This window comes from Streptomyces sp. NPDC050145 (assembly GCF_044460245.1).
Taxonomy (GTDB): domain Bacteria; phylum Actinomycetota; class Actinomycetes; order Streptomycetales; family Streptomycetaceae; genus Streptomyces.
This window is the reverse complement of record NZ_JBITJS010000008.1, coordinates 335634-354331: the sequence shown is the minus strand read 5'-3', so window position 1 is coordinate 354331 and position 18698 is coordinate 335634. Positions and strand designations below refer to the sequence as shown.

The following is an 18698-nucleotide window of genomic DNA, read 5'->3' as shown; positions in this document are numbered from 1 at the left end:
ACCCATCCTTAGCTTCGGTCCTCGAACCCCAAGTCTGCCGTACGGGACGAACAGTGCCCGCACGTACAGACCCCCGCATGTCCCGCCCGGCCGTCACGGCCGGGCAGGACACCGCGTCCGGCGTGGATCAGACGCCGAACGCGGTCGGGTAGGTGATCTTGCCCCGCGGGATCGGCGCGGAATCGTCGCCACCGCCGAGGTCGAGCGCCATCAGCGCCTCGTCCGGCACCTCGAAGGACGCCCGGACACCGAACCCCGAAGCGGGCGTGAACCCGAAGCGCGGGTAGTACTCCGGATGTCCGAGCACCACCACGAGCCGCTCACCCCGCGCGCGGGCCGCGTCGAGCACCGCCCGGACCACGGCCGCCCCGGCCCCCGAGCGCTGGTACTCGGGCCGGACGGCCACCGGCGCCAGCGCGGCGGCCGGCGCCCCGCCCACCGTGCAGCGGGTGATCAGCGCGTACGCGGCGACCGACCCGTCCGGCGCCTGGGCGACGCAGGAGAGACCGTCCAGCCAGGCCGACGCGTCGGCGCGCAGCGCGTCCACGAGATCGGCCTCGGCCGGGGTGGGGAACGCCGCCGCGTTGACGCCGTGCACGGCCTCCCGGTCCGCCGGGATCTCCGGCCGGGTCGGCCACGCGTCGACGGGGCGCAGCGTGTAGCCCGTGTACCCGTACTCGGCGCCGTGCTCGCGCCGCATCGCCAGCTCCGCGTGCGTGCCCGCCAGCGCCCCGGCCATCCCGGGACGGGACGGATCGGCGGCCTCGGCCCGCGCGGCGAGCGGCTCGTAGTACTCGTCCCAGTCGGACTCGGGCTGATGGCGCACGCCGAGCACCGCGTACCCGGCGGCCGTGCAGGCCCGCAGGTTCTCCTCGGTCGTACGCAGTTTGTAGTGCTCCTCCCAGAAGGCGCGTGCCTCGGGGGAGGGGGCGTCGGAGGTCCACTCGCACTCGGTGAGGGCGAGCGTGCCGCCCGGCGCGAGCAGCGGCCGCCACCGCGCGAGGGCGGTGTCGAAGCCGATGCTGTACGCCGAGCTCTCGGCCCAGATCAGATCGAACGAGCCCGCCGGGTACGGCAGGTCGCCCATGTCGGCGGCCACCGCGTGCACCCGGTCGTCGAGCCCGCGCGCGCGGGCGGCCGCCCGCAGCTCGTCGAGGAACGGCTCGTGCAGATCCACGGCGGTCACCTCGCCCCCGGTCACCTCCGCGAGCAGGAGCGCGGAGCGGCCCGGACCGCAGCCCAGGTCGAGGATGCGCGGCCGGGCGGGCAGCGGGCCCGCGAAGGAGAGCAGCCGCAGGGTGGTGGCATCGGAGCCGGGGCCCTGCCGGGGCAGCCCGTGGTGCAGGGCGAAGAAGGAGTCGCGAACGGCGTTCGCGCTCTGGTCGTCGGTCGACTTCTGGTCGTCGGTCAAGACGGAAACCTTTGTGAAGGGGCCCGGCCGACGGCGCGCGAGAGCGCGGAAAGGGGTCAGCCGGTGGCCCGGAGAGTGGGGATGCACCTGTCGCTGCGCACGGCAGCGGTCACCGCGACGACAGTCATCAACCCACCTCCTTCGAGAACGGCCGCCAAGCTACCACGCCCCCGGCGGGTCAGTGGCAGAGTTTCGCCTCGTGCTCGGCGTGCCCCGTGGGCTCCAGCTGGAACGTGCAGTGCTCCACGTCGAAGTGGTCGCCGAGACAGCCCTGCAGCTCGTGCAGCATCTTCTCGTTCCCGATCGTGCTCAGCACGTCCTGGCTGACCACGACGTGCGCGGAGAGCACCGGCATGCCCGAGGTGATGGTCCAGGCGTGCAGGTCGTGCACGTCCTCGACGCCGGGCAGCGCGAGGATGTGGGCCCGCACGTCCGCCATGTCGACACCCTTCGGCGCCGACTCCAGAAGCACGTTCAGTGTCTCGCGCAGCAGCTTCACCGTACGCGGGACGATCATGAGGCCGATGATCAGCGAGGCGATCGGGTCCGCGGCCTGCCAGCCGGTCGTCAGGATGATCACGGCCGAGATCAGCACCGCGAGCGAACCCAGCGCGTCGGCGGCCACCTCCAGGAAGGCGCCCCGGACGTTCAGGCTCTCCTGCTGTCCCTTGACCAGCAGCGACAGCGAGATCATGTTCGCCACGAGACCGATGAGGCCGAACACGATGGTCAGGCCGCCCGCCGTGTCGGCCGGCTCGACGAACCGCTGGACCGCCTCGACCAGGACGTAGCCGCCGACGCCGAGCAGCAGCAGGCAGTTGGCGAGCGCGGCCAGGATCTCGGCGCGGGCGTAGCCGAACGTGCGCTGCTCGGTCGGCGGGCGGTTCGCGAAGTGGATGGCGAGCAGGGCCATCGCGAGGCCCAGCGCGTCCGTGGCCATGTGGGCGGCGTCCGCGACCAGGGCCAGCGAGTCGGCCAGGACCCCGCCGACGATCTCGACCACCATCACGGTGAGCGTGATCCCGAGGGCGATCCGCAGCCGCCCCCGGTGCGCGGCCGCGGCCGTCCCCGTCGTCGGTCCGTGCCCGTGGTCGTGGCTGTGCCCGGCACCCATCGAAACCGCCCTCCGCTCGGCTCTCCCCCACCGCCCCGGAACGGGCCGGCCACCCCAGTCAACTACGGGGAGGGGGTATCCGCAAACATGGCGGTGAACACCGTTGTCATGTGCCCTGACCTGCGAAAACGCTGAACGGTATGTGTGCAGGTCAGGGCGTCGCGGCGATCATCGCGCGCAGCGCGCGGCGGCCTCGGGGTGCCTGAGGCACCAGCCGGCCCAGGCCGACTCGATCATGTCGCGGACCGAGCGCGAGGCCGTCCAGCCGAGCTCCTTGCCCGCCAGCTCGGTGGCGCCGACCGCGCGCGGCGCGTCCCCGGGGCGGCGCGGCTCGACGATCGCGGGCGTGGCGATCCCGGTGACCTCCCCGATGATGTCGATCAGCTCACGCACCGAGGCGCCGTGCCCCGTACCGATGTTCACCGTGAGATCGCCGCTCACGTCCGGGCGGGTCAGCCGGCGTGCCGCCGCCAGATGCGCCTCGGCAAGGTCGGCCACGTGCACGTAGTCCCGGATGCAGGTGCCGTCCGGCGTCGGGTAGTCGTCGCCGAAGATCCGCGGGGCCTCGCCGCGGGTGAGCCGGTCGAACACCATCGGGATCACGTTGAAGACCCCGGTGTCCGCGAGCGCGGGCTCGGCCGCGCCCGCCACGTTGAAGTAGCGCAGACACGTCGTCGCCATGCCGTGCGCCTGCCCGGACGCCCGCACCAGCCACTCGCCCGCGAGCTTCGTCTCGCCGTACGGGTTCACCGGCGCGCACGGCGTCGACTCGGGTATGACGCCGGTGTCCGGATTGCCGTACACGGCGGCCGACGAGGAGAACACGAAGCGGCGCACGCCCGCGTCCGCGACCGTCTCCAGGAGCGTCGCGAGGCCGCCCAGGTTGTCCCGGTAGTACAGCTCGGGGCGCGCCACGGACTCGCCGACCTGCTTGTGCGCGGCCAGGTGCACGACCCCGGTCACCGCGTACCCGTCGCACACCCGGCGCACCAGCTCCTGGTCCAGGGCCGAGCCCCGGACCAGCACCACGTCCGCGGGCAGTCGCTCGGGCACCCCCGACGTGACGTTGTCCACGACGACCACGCGCTCGCCGGCAGCCGCCATCGTCCGTGCCACGTGTGCCCCGATGTATCCGGCTCCGCCGGTGATCAGCCATGTCATGACGCACCACCCTAAGCGGGGCGGCGTAGGCCCAGGGTTTGTGGCCCGGGGCCTTGATCGACAATGATGACCGCGCGGCCCGGGGCCCGTCGTACGACGGCGGCGCCCGCCCGGACCGCAGGGGACAGAGGCTTGTCGGGCCGTAAACGGGCGGTGAACGTCCGCTTCCCGTCATCCGATAGCCTCTGCCGACATGCCGCCCGGCCGACCCTGCTGCGCAGGTGTCCCAGGGCGCCCCCCGATCGTGCGCGAGACCGGTGCACCCGTGCGCCGGCACCGAGGAGTGAGTTCGTCTGTCGACCGCCATCGTCACCGGTCAGCCGGTGCCCGGCTCGTCCCTGGAGGGCGATCTGCGGGCCCTCGGCTTCGACGTACGGCTCGCCCCGGACCCCGCCGACGCCGCAGCGGCGCTGGCCGGCGTCCCGGGCGACCAGCGCGTCGCGGTCGTCGACGCGGGCTTCGTGGGCCATGTCCACGCCCTGCGCCTCGGCCTCACCGACCCGCGTTTCCCCGCCTCCGCGATCCCCGGCGCCGTCACCGTGCAGGCCGCGGCCCGCCCGGCGCTCGAACAGGCCGCGAAGGAGACGGGCATCACGCCCGACGCCCTGGCGCACGGCATCGAGGCCGACGGCACCGACGTGCACCGGCCCGAGCTCGGTGAGCTCGTCGCCGCCGTGCCCGCCGACCCCCAGGCCCGCAACGAGGTCCGTCAGGCCGTCGCCGCCGTCGACGACGAGGCGATCCGGCTGCGCACCGCGGTCAAGGCCCGGGACGGCTTCTTCACCACGTACTGCATCAGCCCGTACTCCCGCTACATCGCGCGCTGGTGCGCACGCCGCGGCCTGACCCCGAACCAGGTCACCACCGCGTCGCTGCTCACCGCCCTGATCGCGGCGGGCTGCGCGGCCACCGGCACCCGCCCCGGCTTCGTCGCCGCGGGCGTGCTCCTCCTCTTCTCCTTCGTCCTGGACTGCACCGACGGGCAGCTCGCCCGCTACTCGCTGCAGTACTCGACGATGGGCGCCTGGCTCGACGCCACGTTCGACCGCGCCAAGGAGTACGCCTACTACGCGGGCCTCGCCCTCGGCGCGGCCAACGCGTCCGGCGACGACGTGTGGGCCCTCGCGCTCGGCGCCATGGTCCTGCAGACCTGCCGGCACGTCGTCGACTTCTCCTTCAACGAGGCGAACCACGACGCCACCGCCAACACCAGCCCCACCGCCGCCCTCTCCGACAAGCTCGACAGCGTCGGCTGGACGGTCTGGGTGCGCCGGATGATCGTGCTGCCGATCGGCGAGCGCTGGGCGCTCATCGCCCTGTTCACCGCGCTCACCACCCCGCGCATCACCTTCTACATGCTCCTGGTCGGCTGCGCCCTCGCCGCCTGCTACACCACCGCGGGCCGCGTCCTGCGCTCGCTGACCCGCCGGGCCCACCGCACCGACCGGGCCGCCGAGGCCCTCGCCGACCTGGCCGACTCCGGCCCGCTCGCCGAGGCCGTCGCCCGGATCGGCCGCGGCGCCGCCGCGCCCGTCGTCGCCGCGATCGGCGGCGTGGCGGTCGTCACGGTGAGCGCGCTCACGGACTTCGGCAGCGTCTGGCCCGTGGTCGCCGCGGCCGTGTACTGCGTCACGTCGGGCCTCGCCGTCGCCCGCCCCCTCAAGGGCGCCCTCGACTGGCTCGTCCCCCCGATTTTCCGGGCCTCCGAGTACCTCACGATCCTGGTCCTCGCGGCCCGCGCGGACGTGAACGGTGCCTTGCCCGCGGCTTTCGGACTGGTGGCGGCGGTCGCCTACCATCACTACGACACGGTGTACCGCATCCGCGGCGGCACCGGCGCGCCGCCCCGGTGGCTGGTCCGAACGATCGGCGGGCACGAAGGCCGGACCCTGGTGGTCGCCGTGCTGGCCGCGCTGCTCACCGCCACAGATTTCACCGTCGCGCTCACGGCCTGCGCCGTGTTCGTGGCACTCGTGGTGCTCGCCGAGAGCATCCGCTTCTGGGTCGCCTCCGCCCGCCGCGGGGCACCCGCCGTTCACGATGAAGGAGAACCCGCATGATCGGCCTCGTCCTGGCCGCCGGCGCCGGCAGCCGGCTCCGCCCCTACACCGAGACGCTCCCCAAGGCTCTGGTGCCCGTCGTGGGCGAGGGGACCGAGAACGAGCTCTCCGTCCTCGACCTCACCCTCAAGAACTTCGCCGAGATCGGCCTCACGGAGGTCGGCATCATCGTCGGCTACCGCAAGGAGGTCGTCTACGAGCGCCAGGCGGCGCTGGAGGCGAAGTACGGCCTGAAGCTGACGCTCATCGAGAACGACATCGCGGAGAAGTGGAACAACGCCTACTCCCTGTGGTGCGGCCGTGACGCCATCAAGCACTCGGTGATCCTCGCCAACGGCGACACCGTGCACCCGGTCTCGGTCGAGAAGACCCTGCTCGCCGCCCGCGGCGACGGCAAGAAGATCATCCTCGCGCTCGACACGGTCAAGAACCTGGGCGACGAGGAGATGAAGGTCGTCGTGGACCCCGCCAAGGGCGTCCAGAAGATCACGAAGCTCATGGAGCCGGCCGAGGCCACGGGCGAGTACATCGGTGTGACCCTCATCGAGGGCGAGGCGGCCGACGAGCTCGCCGACGCCCTGAAGGCCACGTACGAGCGTGACCCGCAGCTGTACTACGAGGACGGCTACCAGGAGCTCGTGAACCGCGGCTTCAAGGTCGACGTCGCTCCGATCGGCGACGTGCCGTGGGTCGAGATCGACAACCACGAGGACCTCGCCAAGGCCCGGGAGATCGCGTGCCAGTACTGACGAGGCTCATTCCCTCGCCGGTCGTCGTCGACATCCGGCCGGGGGCGCTCAACGACCTCGCCGGCGTCCTCGCCGACCAGAGGATCTCGTCGTCCACGGGGCGCCTGGCCATCGCGATCAGCGGTGGCTCGGGCGCGGCCCTGCGCACCCGGCTGGCCCCGTCGCTGCCCAACGCCGACTGGTTCGAGGTCGACGGCGGCACGCTCGACGACGCCATCCAGCTGGCCGACAACGTGAAGCGGGCCGGCCGCTACGACGCGATCGTCGGGCTCGGCGGCGGCAAGATCATCGACTGCGGCAAGTTCGCCGCGGCCCGGGTCGGTCTGCCGCTGGTCGCCGTCGCGACGAACCTGTCGCACGACGGCCTGTGCTCGCCCGTCGCGACCCTCGACAACGACGCGGGCCGCGGCAGCTACGGCGTGCCCAACCCGATCGCCGTCGTGATCGACCTCGACATCATCCGTGAGGCCCCGGTCCGCTTCGTGCGCTCCGGCATCGGCGACGCCCTGTCCAACATCTCCGCGGTCGCGGACTGGGAGCTGGCCGCCCGCGAGCGCGGCGAGGACATAGACGGCCTCGCGGCCGCCATGGCCCGCCAGGCAGGCGAAGCCGTCCTGCGCCACCCCGGTGGCGTCGGCGACGACGGCTTCCTGCAGGTGCTCGCCGAGGGTCTGGTCCTGACCGGGATCTCCATGTCGATCTCGGGCGACTCGCGGCCGGCGTCCGGCGCCTGCCACGAGATCAACCACGCCTTCGACCTCCTCCACCCCAAGCGCGCCGCCAGCCACGGCGAGCAGTGCGGCCTCGGCGCGGCCTTCGCGATGCACCTGCGCGGTGCCCGCGAGGAGTCCGCGTACATGGCCGAGGTGCTGCGCCGCCACGGCCTGCCCGTGCTGCCGGAGGAGATCGGCTTCACCGTGGACGAGTTCGTCAAGGTCGTGGAGTTCGCTCCGCAGACCCGGCCGGGCCGCTACACGATCCTCGAACACCTCGACCTGTCCACCGACCAGATCAGGGACGCCTACGCCGACTATGCAAAAACCATCGGTAGCTGAACTGCGCCCGGTCGTCCACCCGGCCGGGGTGAAGGACCGGCGCAGCGGTGAGCACTGGATGGGCCGGCTCTACATGCGCGAGATCTCGCTGCGTGTGGACCGCCACCTGGTGAACACCAAGGTCACGCCCAACCAGGTGACCTACCTGATGACGGTGTGCGGTGTCCTCGCCGCCCCGGCGCTGCTCGTCCCGGGCGTCTGGGGCGCCGTGCTCGGCGTCGTCGCGGTCCAGCTGTACCTGCTGCTGGACTGCGTCGACGGCGAGATCGCCCGCTGGCGCAAGCAGTATTCGCTCGCGGGCGTCTGGATGGACCGCGTCGGCGCGTACCTGACCGACGCGGCCGTCCTGGTCGGCTTCGGCCTGCGCGCCGCGGACCTGTGGGGGAGCGGCCGGATCGACTGGCTGTGGGCCTTCCTCGGCACCCTCGCCGCGCTCGGCGCCATCATGATCAAGGCCGAGACGGACCTCGTCGGCCTCGCCCGTGCGGCGAGCGGCAAGGAGCAGGTCAAGGAGTCCGCCTCCGAGATGCGCTCCTCCGGCATGGCGCTGGCCCGCAGGGCCGCCGCCGCGCTGAAGTTCCACCGTCTGATCCTGGGCATCGAGGCCACGCTGCTCATCCTGGTCCTCGCGGTCGTGGACCAGATCCGGGGCGACCTGTTCTTCACCCGCCTCGGGGTGGCCGTCCTCGCGGGCATCGCCGTGCTGCAGACCCTGCTGCACCTCGTGTCCATCCTCGCCTCGAGCAGGCTCAAGTGAGCGCCGTACCGGCGCCGCTCAAGGTCGGCGCGGTCGTCATCACCATGGGCAACCGCCCGGCCGAGCTGCGCGCGCTGCTCGACTCGGTCGCCAAGCAGGAGGGCGACCCGGTCCAGGTCGTCGTCGTGGGCAACGGCTCCCCGGTCCCGGACGTCCCCGAGGGCGTACGGACCGTCGAGCTGCCCGAGAACCTGGGCATCCCCGGCGGCCGCAACGTCGGCATCGAGGCCTTCGGCCCGTCCGGCTCCGACGTCGACGTGCTGCTGTTCCTCGACGACGACGGCCTGCTGCCGCTGACCGACACCGCCCAGCTGTGCCGGGAGGCGTTCGCCGCCGACCCGGAGCTCGGCATCATCAGCTTCCGCATCGCGGACCCGGAGACCGGCGAGACCCAGCGCCGGCACGTGCCGCGGCTGCGCGCCGCCGACCCGATGCGCTCCTCGCGCGTGACGACCTTCCTCGGCGGGGCCAACGCCCTGCGCACCCGGGTCGTCGCCGAGGTCGGCGGACTGCCGGACGAGTTCTTCTACGCCCACGAGGAGACCGACCTCGCCTGGCGTGCCCTCGACGCGGGGTGGCTGATCGACTACCGCGCCGACATGGTGCTGCACCACCCCACCACGGCCCCGTCCCGGCACGCGGTCTACCACCGCATGGTGGCCCGCAACCGGGTCTGGCTCGCCCGCCGCAACCTGCCCGCTCCCCTGGTCCCCGTGTACCTCGGCGTGTGGCTCCTGCTCACGCTGGCCCGGCGTCCCTCCGGCCCCGCGCTGAAGGCCTGGCTCGGCGGTTTCAAGGAGGGCTGGACGACGCCCTGCGGCGCCCGGCGCCCCATGAAGTGGCGTACGGTGTGGCGCCTGACCCGACTGGGACGACCTCCTGTCATCTGACAAGCTCGAGTCTGAGAGCATCGGGCCGAACCCGGTCCCTGGCTCCCGCCCATGCCCCACCAGGCTGCGCTTTTGAAGACGAAAGTTTCCCCTTGTGAGTGAGACAACGCATGACGGCGGTGTCGCGGTGAGCGCGGCCCCGTCGCCCGACGACGGGCTCTCCCCTGCCGAGCTCGCCGCCAAGTACGGCTTGTCCGTGAGCGGGGCCCGCCCCGGTCTGAACGAGTACGTACGGCAGCTGTGGGGCCGGCGGCACTTCATCCTCGCCTTCTCGCAGGCGAAGCTGACCGCCCAGTACAGCCAGGCCAAGCTCGGCCAGGTCTGGCAGGTGGCGACCCCGCTGCTGAACGCCGCGGTCTACTTCTTCATCTTCGGCCTGCTGCTCGGAGCCCGTAAGGGCATCCCGCACGACATCTACGTGCCCTTCCTGGTGACCGGCGTCTTCGTCTTCACCTTCACGCAGAGCTCGGTGATGGCGGGCGTGCGGGCGATCTCCGGCAACCTGGGCCTGGTGCGGGCGCTGCACTTCCCGCGGGCCTCACTGCCGATCTCGTTCGCGCTGCAGCAGCTCCAGCAGCTGCTGTTCTCGATGATCGTGCTGGTTCTGATCATGCTGGGCTTCGGGATCTTCCCGGGCTGGTCCTGGCTCCTGGTGGTGCCCGCGCTGGCCCTCCAGTTCGTCTTCAACACCGGCCTCGCGCTGATCTTCGCGCGGGCGGGCTCCAAGACGCCGGACCTGGCGCAGCTGATGCCGTTCGTGATGCGTACGTGGATGTACGCGTCGGGCGTCATGTTCAGCATCCCGGCGATGCTCGAGGGCAAGAAGGGCGTCCCGTCCTGGGTCGGCGACGTCCTCCAGTGGAACCCGGCCTCCATCTACATGGACCTGATCCGCTACGCGTTCATGCGGGCGGACGGCTACGGGTCCGCGTACCTGCCCCCGCACGTGTGGGCGTTCGCGGCCGGCTGGGCGGTCCTCTTCGGTGTCGTGGGCTTCGTCTACTTCTGGAAGGCAGAGGAGCGGTACGGCCGTGGCTGATCTCGAGAAGGTGCAGGACGCCCGCATCCCCACGGTGATCGCGGACGAGCTGCACATCGTCTACCGCGTCAACGGCGCGAAGACCGGCAAGGGCAGCGCCACCGCGGCGCTGAGCCGCATCGTGAAGCGGGGCGAGGAGCGGGGCGTGCGCAAGGTGCACGCCGTGCGCGGCGTCTCCTTCACCGCCTACCGCGGCGAGGCGATCGGCCTGATCGGCTCCAACGGCTCGGGCAAGTCGACCCTGCTGCGGGCCATCGCGGGCCTCCTCCCGGCGGAGAAGGGCAAGGTCTACACCGACGGCCAGCCCTCGCTGCTCGGCGTGAACGCGGCCTTGATGAACGACCTCACGGGCGAGCGGAACGTGATCCTCGGCGGTCTGGCGATGGGCATGTCCCGGGAGCAGATCAAGGCCCGCTACCAGGAGATCGTCGACTTCTCGGGCATCAACGAGAAGGGCGACTTCATCACCCTGCCGATGCGGACCTACTCGTCCGGCATGGCGGCGCGCCTGCGGTTCTCCATCGCGGCGGCCAAGGACCACGACGTCCTCATGATCGACGAGGCCCTGGCCACGGGTGACCGCAAGTTCCAGAAGCGCTCCGAGGCCCGCATCCGCGAGCTGCGCAAGGAGGCCGGAACGGTCTTCCTGGTGAGCCACAACAACAAGTCCATCCGCGACACCTGCGACCGCGTCCTGTGGCTGGAGCGCGGCGAGCTGCGGATGGACGGCCCGACGGACGAGGTGCTCAAGGAGTACGAGAAGTTCACCGGTAAGTGAAGCTTCTCAACCCTCTCGCCGTCGTACGCGTCATCACAGGCCCCACCGGTGTTCACCCGGTGGGGCCTGCGTAATGTCTGCAGTCACCAACTATGTGACGATCAGGGTCAAGGCCGGGTCAACTTCCCTGCCCCGGAGGAATCTTGGCCCCGATCGGTGTGTTGTTGTGATGCGCGGTATGCCCCGGCGTGGCACGTCGCGTTGTACAACGTAAGCTGTACCGGTGCCGAATCGCGGCAAGTGGGGCGATAATACGCGGCACGCCGGACCGGAGGGGGAGAGCTCGCCGTGCGGGAGGCCGGGCGGCGTGTCCGAAATAGGATGTATTGGGTCCGCAGTGTAGAACGGGAGATGTGACGGCAATGGCTACGGAAACTGTCCAGCTCCACGAGGCTCTCGCCGTCCTCGCGGAAGCGGGCCGCACCCGGTGACCGCATCCCCTCGCGTGCGCCCGGAAGCCGTGCAGGCCCCGCAGGACGCCACGCTCGCCAAGGCCGCCGACGAGAACTTTCCGGTGGCCCCCTTCTTCCTGCCCCGCGCCTGGCGCGACGACCTGATGGCCGTCTACGGCTTCGCGCGCCTGGTCGACGACATCGGCGACGGAGACCTCGACCCCGGCGGCGCCGACGCCCGGTACCTCGGCGTGCCACCCGAAAAGGCGCACGACCCGCTGCCGCTGCTCGACGCCTTCGAGGCCGACCTCGCGCGCGTCTTCGACGGGACCCCGCGCCACCCCCTGCTGCGCGCCCTGCAGCCCACGGTCCGGCGCCGCTCCCTCACCCCCGAACCCTTCCTCGGCCTCGTGCGGGCCAACCGTCAGGACCAGCTCGTCACCCGCTACGAGACCTGGGACGACCTGCTCGCCTACTGCGAGCTGTCCGCGAACCCGGTGGGCCGGCTCGTGCTCGCCATCACCGGCACCGCGACCCCCGAGCGCATCCGCAGGTCCGACGCCGTCTGCACCGGGCTGCAGATCGTCGAGCACCTGCAGGACGTCGCCGAGGACCTCGGCCGCGACCGGATCTACCTGCCGGCCGAGGACATGCGACGGTTCCGCGTCCAGGAGGCGGATCTCGCGGCGCCGAGCGCCGGCGCATCGGTGCGCGCCCTGGTCGCGTACGAGGCGGAACGCGCCCGTGAGCTGCTGAATGAAGGCACCCCCCTGGTGGGTAGCGTCCCCGGCAGGCTGAAGCTGCTGCTGGCCGGGTTCGTGGCCGGGGGGAAGGCGGCGGTGCACGCGATCACCGACGCTTCGTACGACGTCCTTCCCGGACCGCCCAGGCCCAATCGACTCCGCCTGCTGCGCGAGGCGGGAGCGACTCTGCGAGGAGAGGGGTGAGCAAGGCCGTGGAGTCTGACCAGCAGATGTCGGCACCGGTGCTCGCCGCATACAGCTACTGCGAGACCGTCACGGGCCAGCAGGCCCGTAACTTCGCCTACGGCATCCGACTGCTGCCGTCCGCGAAGCGCCGTGCCATGTCCGCCGTGTACGCGTTCTCGCGCCGCGTCGACGACATCGGCGACGGCACGCTGGCGCCCGACGTGAAGGCGCACCGGCTCGACGAGACCCGGGCCCTGCTCGCCCGGATCCGCGACGGCGAGGTCGCCGAGGACGACACCGACCCGGTGGCCGTCGCGCTCGCGCACGCCGCCGACCGCTTCCCGATCCCGCTCGGCGGGCTCGACGAGCTCATCGACGGCGTCGTCATGGACCTGAACGGCCAGACGTACGAGACCTGGGACGACCTCAAGGTCTACTGCCGGTGCGTCGCCGGGGCCATCGGCCGGGTCTCGCTCGGCGTGTTCGGCACCGAACCGGGGGCGCGTGGCGCCGAGCGGGCGCCCGAGTACGCCGACACGCTCGGTCTCGCGCTCCAGCTCACCAACATCCTCCGGGACGTGCGCGAGGACGCCGCCGATGGGCGCACCTACCTGCCCGCCGACGACCTCGCCAAGTTCGGCTGCTCCGCCGGGTTCGACGGGCCCACCCCGCCGCCCGGCTCGGACTTCGCGGGCCTCGTCCACTTCGAGGTGCGGCGCGCCCGCGCCCTGTTCGCCGAGGGCTACCGGCTGCTGCCCCTGCTCGACCGCCGCTCCGGCGCCTGCGTCGCCGCGATGGCGGGCATCTACCGCCGCCTGCTCGACCGCATCGAGCGCGACCCCGAGGGCGTGCTGCGCGGCCGCGTCTCCCTGCCCGGCCGGGAGAAGGCGTACGTCGCCGTGCGCGGCCTGTCCGGACTCGACGCGAGAACCGTCTCGCGCGCCGCACTGCGGGGGCGCGCCTGATGAGCACTCCGCGACCCGGCACCCGTCCGGCCCCCGGCGCCACCCGCAAGCGGCGCGCAACCCTCCACCGCGGCCCGGCGTCCCACCAGGCGACGGCTCGCCACGAGGGGGAGGGCGCATGAGCGAGACGCAGAGGCGGAGCGCGGTCGTCGTCGGAGGCGGCCTCGCCGGAGTCACCGCCGCGCTGGCCCTCGCCGACGGCGGCATGGACGTCACGCTCCTCGAAGGGCGCCCCCGGCTCGGCGGGCTCGCCTTCTCCTTCAAGCGCGGCGACCTCACCGTCGACAACGGACAGCACGTGTACCTGCGCTGCTGCACCGCCTACCGCTGGTTCCTCGACCGCATCGACGCCACGGCGCTCGCACCGCTGCAGGACCGGCTCGACGTCCCCGTGCTCGACGCCGACCGGGGCCGCCTCGGCCGGCTGCGCCGCTCCGGGCTGCCCGTGCCGCTGCATCTCGCGAAGAGCCTCGCCACGTACCCGCACCTGTCCCTGGCCGAGCGGGCCAAGGTGGGCCGCGCCGCGCTCGCCCTCAAGGCCCTCGACCCGCTGGACCCGGCGCTCGACACCCAGGACTTCGGGTCCTGGCTCGCCGCGCACGGCCAGTCGCCGCGGGCCGTCGAGGCGCTCTGGGACCTCGTCGGCGTCGCGACCCTGAACGCGGTGGCGGGTCAGTCCTCGCTCGGCCTCGCCGCGATGGTCTTCAAGACCGGGCTGCTGTCCGAGAACGGCGCCGCCGACATCGGCTGGGCGCACGTGCCCCTCGGCGAACTCCACGACACCCTGGCCCGCAAGGCGCTCGACGCCGCCGGCGTGCGCATCGCGCTCCGGACCCGCGTCAGCTCCGTCTCCCGCACGCAGGACGGACGGTGGGCGGTCGACGTCGCCGAAGGACCGGACGCCTCGGGCGAGGTCCTCAGCGCCGACACCGTCGTGCTCGCCGTGCCCCAGCGCGAGGCCCACGACCTGCTGCCCGAGGGCGCGCTCGACGCCCCGGAGCGGCTGCTCGACATCGGCACCGCCCCGATCCTCAACCTGCACGTCGTCTACGGCCGCAAGGTGCTCAAGCAGCCCTTCTTCACCGCGCTCGGCTCGCCCGTGCAGTGGGTGTTCGACCGCACCGAGGCCTCCGGGCTCACCGAGGGCCAGTACCTCGCGATCTCGCAGTCCGCGGCCCAGGACGAGATCGACGAACCCGTCGCCGTACTGCGCGAGCGCTACCTGCCCGAGCTGGAGCGGCTGCTGCCCGCCGCGCGCGGTGCCAAGATCCACGACTTCTTCGTGACCCGGGAGCGGACCGCCACGTTCGCGCCCACGCCCGGCGTCGGCGCACTCCGGCCGTCGGCCCGCACCAAGGCCCCCGGCCTGTACCTGGCCGGCGCGTGGACCGCCACCGGGTGGCCCGCGACCATGGAAGGCGCGGTGCGCAGCGGTGTCAGCGCCGCCGACGTGGCCCTCGCCGCCCTCGACCGCCCCCGCGGCCATCTGTTCCGGGAGGCGGCGTGAGCATCGAACTTCCCACGGCGCAAGCGCCGACACCCGTACAACAAGGAGAGACTGTGCCACCTGTGCCCTCGGCCGAAGCGGCTGCCGACGCGGTGGACGTGACCGCGCTTCTGGAGCGCGGCCGAACGCTGGCCACGCCGGTGCTCAAGGCGGCCGTCGAGCGCCTCGCCCCGCCCATGGACACCGTCGCCGCCTACCACTTCGGGTGGATCGACGCCGCGGGCAACCCGTCCGACGGGGACGGAGGCAAGGCCGTGCGCCCGGCGCTCGCCGTGCTCTCGGCGCAGGCCGCCGGAGCCGCCCCCGAGGTCGGCGTCCCCGGCGCCGTCGCCGTGGAACTGGTCCACAACTTCTCACTGCTGCACGACGACCTGATGGACGGCGACGAGCAGCGCCGCCACCGCGACACCGTGTGGAAGGTGCACGGCCCGGCCCAGGCGATCCTGGTCGGCGACGCCCTGTTCGCGCTGGCCAACGAGGTGCTCCTCGAGCTGGAGAGCGTCGACGCGGGCCGCGCCACCCGCCGCCTCACCACCGCGAGCCGCGCGCTGATCGACGGCCAGGCACAGGACATCAGCTACGAGCACCGCGAGCGGGTCACCGTCGAGGAGTGCCTGGAGATGGAGGGCAACAAGACGGGCGCCCTCCTCGCCTGCGCCTCCTCCATCGGCGCGGTCCTCGGCGGCGCCGATGACGCCACCGCCGACGCCCTGGAGAAGTACGGCTACCACCTGGGTCTCGCCTTCCAGGCCGTCGACGACCTGCTCGGCATCTGGGGCGACCCCGACTCGACCGGCAAGCAGACCTGGAGCGACCTGCGTCAGCGCAAGAAGTCGCTGCCCGTCGTCGCCGCGCTCGGCGCCGGCGGTCCGGCCTCCGAGCGGCTCGGCGAGATCCTCGCCGCCGACGCCAAGAACGTCGACTTCGACACCTTCACGGAGGCGGACTTCGCCGCCCGCGCCGCCCTCATCGAGGAGGCCGGCGGGCGCGAGTGGACCGCCGAGGAGGCCCGGCGCCAGCACGCCGTCGCCCTCGAAGCCCTGGACACGGTCCAGATGCCCGCCTCGGTGCGCGCGCAGTTCGCCGTGCTCGCCGACTTCGTCGTCGTCCGGAAGAGATGATCGCCATCGGCTCCATATAGCTCGCAGTCGCCGGCCGGTGTTCCACCGGGGCATCGGCCGACGGTTACCCAGCATTCAGCTCCACTGCGTGAAGGGATAGCCATGACAGCGACGACCGACGGAAGCACCGGAGCACCCGCTCCCGAGGCGACCGCGGCCACCACCGCCCCCGCGGGGGCGACGCCCGACGCGGCCGGGGCACGGGCCGCCGCCGGACGAGCCATACAGCGTGCCACCGAGTTCCTGCTCGCCCGGCAGGACGAGCAGGGCTGGTGGAAGGGCGACCTCGACACCAACGTGACGATGGACGCCGAGGACCTGCTGCTGCGCCAGTTCCTGGGCATCCGCGACCAGGCCACCACTGACGCCGCCGCCCTCTTCATCCGCGGCGAGCAGCGCGAGGACGGCGCCTGGGCCACCTTCCACGGCGGGCCCGGCGACCTGTCCGCCACCGTCGAGGCGTACGTGGCCCTGCGCCTCGCGGGCGACGAACCGGACGCCCCGCACATGGCGCGGGCCTCCGCATGGGTCCGCGAGCGCGGCGGCATCGCGGCCGCCCGCGTCTTCACCCGCATCTGGCTGGCCCTGTTCGGCTGGTGGAAGTGGGACGACCTGCCCGAACTGCCGCCCGAGCTCATCTACTTCCCGAAGTGGATGCCGCTCAACATCTACGACTTCGGCTGCTGGGCCCGCCAGACCATCGTGCCGCTCACCGTCGTGTCGGCCAAGCGTCCGGTGCGGCCGGCGCCCTTCCCGCTCGACGAGCTGCACACCGACCCCCGCCGTCCGAACCCGGCCAAGCCCCTGGCCCCCGTGGCGAGTTGGGACGGCGCCTTCCAGCGGCTCGACCAGCTCATGCACGGCTACCGGAAGGTGGCCCTCAAGCCGCTGCGCAAGGCCGCGATGAACACGGCGGCCCGCTGGATCATCGAGCGCCAGGAGAACGACGGCTGCTGGGGCGGCATCCAGCCCCCGGCCGTCTACTCGGTCATCGCCCTGCACCTGCTCGGCTACGACCTCGACCACCCGGTGCTCAAGGCCGGCCTCGAGTCCCTGGACCGGTTCGCGGTGTGGCGCGAGGACGGGGCCCGGATGATCGAGGCCTGCCAGTCGCCCGTGTGGGACACCTGTCTCGCGACCATCGCGCTCGCCGACGCCGGACTGCCCGCCGACCACCCGGCGCTCGTCAAGGCCGCCGACTGGATGCTCGACGAGCAGATCGACCGGCCCGGCGACTGGTCGGTGCGCAGGCCTCAACTGGAGCCGGGCGGCTGGGCGTTCGAGTTCCACAACGACAACTACCCTGACATCGACGACACCGCCGAGGTCGTCCTCGCCCTGCGCCGGGTGAACCACCCCGACCGGCCGCGCATGGAGAAGGCGATCGGGCGCGGCGTGCGCTGGAACCTGGGCATGCAGTCGAAGAACGGCGCCTGGGGCGCCTTCGACGTCGACAACACCAGCCCGTTCCCCAACCGGCTGCCGTTCTGCGACTTCGGCGAGGTCATCGACCCGCCGTCCGCCGACGTCACCGCGCACGTCGTCGAGATGCTCGCCGTCGAGGGCCACACGCAGGACCCGCGCACCCGCCGCGGCATCCAGTGGCTTCTCGCCGAACAGGAGGCGAACGGCGCCTGGTTCGGCCGCTGGGGCGTCAACTACGTCTACGGCACCGGGTCCGTCGTGCCCGCCCTCGTCGCCGCGGGTCTGCCCACCGCGCACCCCGCGATCCGCCGCGCGGTCGCCTGGCTGGAATCCGTGCAGAACGACGACGGCGGCTGGGGCGAGGACCTGCGCTCCTACCGCTACGAGGACTGGAAGGGGCGCGGCGTCTCCACCGCCTCGCAGACCGGCTGGGCGCTCCTCGCGCTCCTCGCGGCCGGCGAGCGGGACTCCAAGGCCGTCGAGCGCGGCGTCGCCTTCCTCGCCGACACCCAGACCGAGGACGGCACCTGGGACGAGCCGTACTTCACCGGCACCGGCTTCCCCTGGGACTTCTCCATCAACTACCACCTGTACCGGCAGGTCTTCCCGCTGACCGCGCTGGGCCGGTACGTCAACGGCGAACCGTTCACGGACCGCGTCGCGGCCCCGGCCGAGGGGAGCTGATGACCGAGCACCCGGCGGCCGCCCGCCCGCCGGACACCGCGCCGCTGCTCATCGCCTGCGCGCTGGGCATCGAGCACCTCGCCCTGCGCACCGGCGGCGCCCGGATCCCGGCCACGGTCCTGCGCACCGGCATGGGCCCCCGGGCGGCCGAGCGCGCCACCGGCCGGGCGCTCGCCGACCCGGTCCTGCACGAGGCCGTCGTGCTCGCCACCGGCTTCTGCGCGGGCCTCGCCCCCGGGATGCACCCCGGCGATCTCGTCGTCGCCGAGGAGACCCGGGACACGTACGGCAGCACGCCCTGTGTGGGCACGGAGCTGCTGGTGAAAGAGCTGGTCAGGGCCGTGCCCGGGCGGACCGTGCACACAGGGCCGCTGATCGGCTCCGACCATGTGGTGCGCGGTCCCGAGCGCGGCGATCTGCTGGCCACCGGCGCGATCGCCGTCGACATGGAGTCCGCGGCCACGCTGCGCACGGCGGCCGCGACCGGGCCCGCGCAGGGCCGCCCGGTTGCGGCCGTCCGGGTGGTCGTGGACTCTCCAGAACATGAACTCGTCCGGATCGGCACGCTTCGCGGTGGACTATCGGCTTTCCGTGTCCTTCGTGCCGTCCTTCCCGCTTTTTTCGAATGGCACCGTTCTTTGCTGCTCCCCCGGAGGTGAGC

The 18698-nt window shown here is 72.4% G+C and carries 16 protein-coding genes; 13 read left to right on the top strand and 3 right to left on the bottom strand.

Going from position 1 to position 18698, the window contains the following annotated elements; translation table 11 throughout:
- Positions 1-127: 127 nt before the first annotated feature.
- The 3 genes from ACIBTU_RS18700 to galE form a co-directional block, all read right to left on the bottom strand.
- Complete coding sequence (locus ACIBTU_RS18700; protein ID WP_399127335.1) at positions 128-1411, bottom strand: GNAT family N-acetyltransferase; 1284 nt, start codon at positions 1409-1411, stop codon at positions 128-130.
- Between the two features lie 178 nt (positions 1412-1589).
- Positions 1590-2525, bottom strand: a complete 936-nt coding sequence (locus ACIBTU_RS18695) for a cation diffusion facilitator family transporter (RefSeq protein ID WP_399127334.1) — start codon at positions 2523-2525, stop codon at positions 1590-1592.
- 168 nt (positions 2526-2693) lie between these two features.
- Positions 2694-3686: a UDP-glucose 4-epimerase GalE gene (gene galE / locus ACIBTU_RS18690; protein WP_399127333.1), complete on the bottom strand. Its 993-nt coding sequence runs from the start codon at positions 3684-3686 to the stop codon at positions 2694-2696.
- Positions 3687-3979: 293 nt separating this feature from the next.
- Here galE and ACIBTU_RS18685 point away from each other — a divergent pair, with 293 nt between their 5' ends.
- From ACIBTU_RS18685 to ACIBTU_RS18625, 13 genes are all read left to right on the top strand, one after another.
- Entirely contained in the window at positions 3980-5746 is a 1767-nt protein-coding gene (locus ACIBTU_RS18685; protein WP_399127388.1) for a DUF5941 domain-containing protein, read from the top strand.
- On the top strand, positions 5743-6495 hold the full coding sequence (locus ACIBTU_RS18680) for a sugar phosphate nucleotidyltransferase (RefSeq protein WP_399127332.1): 753 nt from the start codon (positions 5743-5745) through the stop codon (positions 6493-6495). The genes ACIBTU_RS18685 and ACIBTU_RS18680 overlap by 4 nt, the downstream gene beginning before the upstream one ends.
- Complete coding sequence (locus ACIBTU_RS18675) at positions 6483-7550, top strand: iron-containing alcohol dehydrogenase family protein (protein WP_399127331.1); 1068 nt, start codon at positions 6483-6485, stop codon at positions 7548-7550. The genes ACIBTU_RS18680 and ACIBTU_RS18675 overlap by 13 nt, the downstream gene beginning before the upstream one ends.
- On the top strand, positions 7528-8307 hold the full coding sequence (locus ACIBTU_RS18670) for a CDP-alcohol phosphatidyltransferase family protein (protein ID WP_399127330.1): 780 nt from the start codon (positions 7528-7530) through the stop codon (positions 8305-8307). The genes ACIBTU_RS18675 and ACIBTU_RS18670 overlap by 23 nt, the downstream gene beginning before the upstream one ends.
- 44 nt (positions 8308-8351) lie before the next feature.
- Complete coding sequence (locus ACIBTU_RS18665) at positions 8352-9197, top strand: glycosyltransferase family 2 protein (protein ID WP_399127387.1); 846 nt, start codon at positions 8352-8354, stop codon at positions 9195-9197.
- Positions 9198-9291: 94 nt separating this feature from the next.
- A complete protein-coding gene (locus ACIBTU_RS18660; protein WP_399127329.1) occupies positions 9292-10236 on the top strand; it encodes an ABC transporter permease in 945 nt (314 codons plus the stop codon).
- Positions 10229-11014 (top strand): ABC transporter ATP-binding protein, encoded by a 786-nt coding sequence (locus ACIBTU_RS18655; RefSeq protein ID WP_399127328.1) that lies wholly within the window; start codon positions 10229-10231, stop codon positions 11012-11014. Before ACIBTU_RS18660 ends, ACIBTU_RS18655 begins: the two co-directional genes overlap by 8 nt.
- Positions 11015-11441: 427 nt before the next feature.
- Complete coding sequence (hpnC, locus tag ACIBTU_RS18650; protein ID WP_399127327.1) at positions 11442-12353, top strand: squalene synthase HpnC; 912 nt, start codon at positions 11442-11444, stop codon at positions 12351-12353.
- Complete coding sequence (gene hpnD, locus ACIBTU_RS18645) at positions 12350-13300, top strand: presqualene diphosphate synthase HpnD (RefSeq protein WP_399127326.1); 951 nt, start codon at positions 12350-12352, stop codon at positions 13298-13300. Before hpnC ends, hpnD begins: the two co-directional genes overlap by 4 nt.
- 118 nt (positions 13301-13418) lie before the next feature.
- On the top strand, positions 13419-14807 hold the full coding sequence (gene hpnE, locus ACIBTU_RS18640) for a hydroxysqualene dehydroxylase HpnE (protein WP_399127325.1): 1389 nt from the start codon (positions 13419-13421) through the stop codon (positions 14805-14807).
- A 53-nt stretch (positions 14808-14860) separates the two neighbouring features.
- Positions 14861-15928, top strand: a complete 1068-nt coding sequence (locus ACIBTU_RS18635) for a polyprenyl synthetase family protein (RefSeq protein WP_399127324.1) — start codon at positions 14861-14863, stop codon at positions 15926-15928.
- Between the two features lie 102 nt (positions 15929-16030).
- Positions 16031-18037, top strand: a complete 2007-nt coding sequence (gene shc / locus ACIBTU_RS18630; protein ID WP_399127323.1) for a squalene--hopene cyclase — start codon at positions 16031-16033, stop codon at positions 18035-18037.
- Positions 18037-18696: a 1-hydroxy-2-methyl-2-butenyl 4-diphosphate reductase gene (locus ACIBTU_RS18625; protein ID WP_399127322.1), complete on the top strand. Its 660-nt coding sequence runs from the start codon at positions 18037-18039 to the stop codon at positions 18694-18696. Before shc ends, ACIBTU_RS18625 begins: the two co-directional genes overlap by 1 nt.
- Positions 18697-18698: the final 2 nt, after the last annotated feature.

What these genes read in the sequence shown, in the direction of transcription:
- shc (WP_399127323.1), top strand. Translation starts at nt 16,031, where the DNA reads ATGACAGCGACGACCGACGGAAGCACCGGAGCACCCGCTCCCGAGGCG.
- hpnE (WP_399127325.1), top strand. Translation starts at nt 13,419, where the DNA reads ATGAGCGAGACGCAGAGGCGGAGCGCGGTCGTCGTCGGAGGCGGCCTC.
- ACIBTU_RS18695 (WP_399127334.1), bottom strand. Translation starts at nt 2,525, where the DNA reads ATGGGTGCCGGGCACAGCCACGACCACGGGCACGGACCGACGACGGGG.
- ACIBTU_RS18680 (WP_399127332.1), top strand. Translation starts at nt 5,743, where the DNA reads ATGATCGGCCTCGTCCTGGCCGCCGGCGCCGGCAGCCGGCTCCGCCCC.
- ACIBTU_RS18670 (WP_399127330.1), top strand. Translation starts at nt 7,528, where the DNA reads ATGCAAAAACCATCGGTAGCTGAACTGCGCCCGGTCGTCCACCCGGCC.
- ACIBTU_RS18625 (WP_399127322.1), top strand. Translation starts at nt 18,037, where the DNA reads ATGACCGAGCACCCGGCGGCCGCCCGCCCGCCGGACACCGCGCCGCTG.
- ACIBTU_RS18665 (WP_399127387.1), top strand. Translation starts at nt 8,352, where the DNA reads ATGGGCAACCGCCCGGCCGAGCTGCGCGCGCTGCTCGACTCGGTCGCC.
- galE (WP_399127333.1), bottom strand. Translation starts at nt 3,686, where the DNA reads ATGACATGGCTGATCACCGGCGGAGCCGGATACATCGGGGCACACGTG.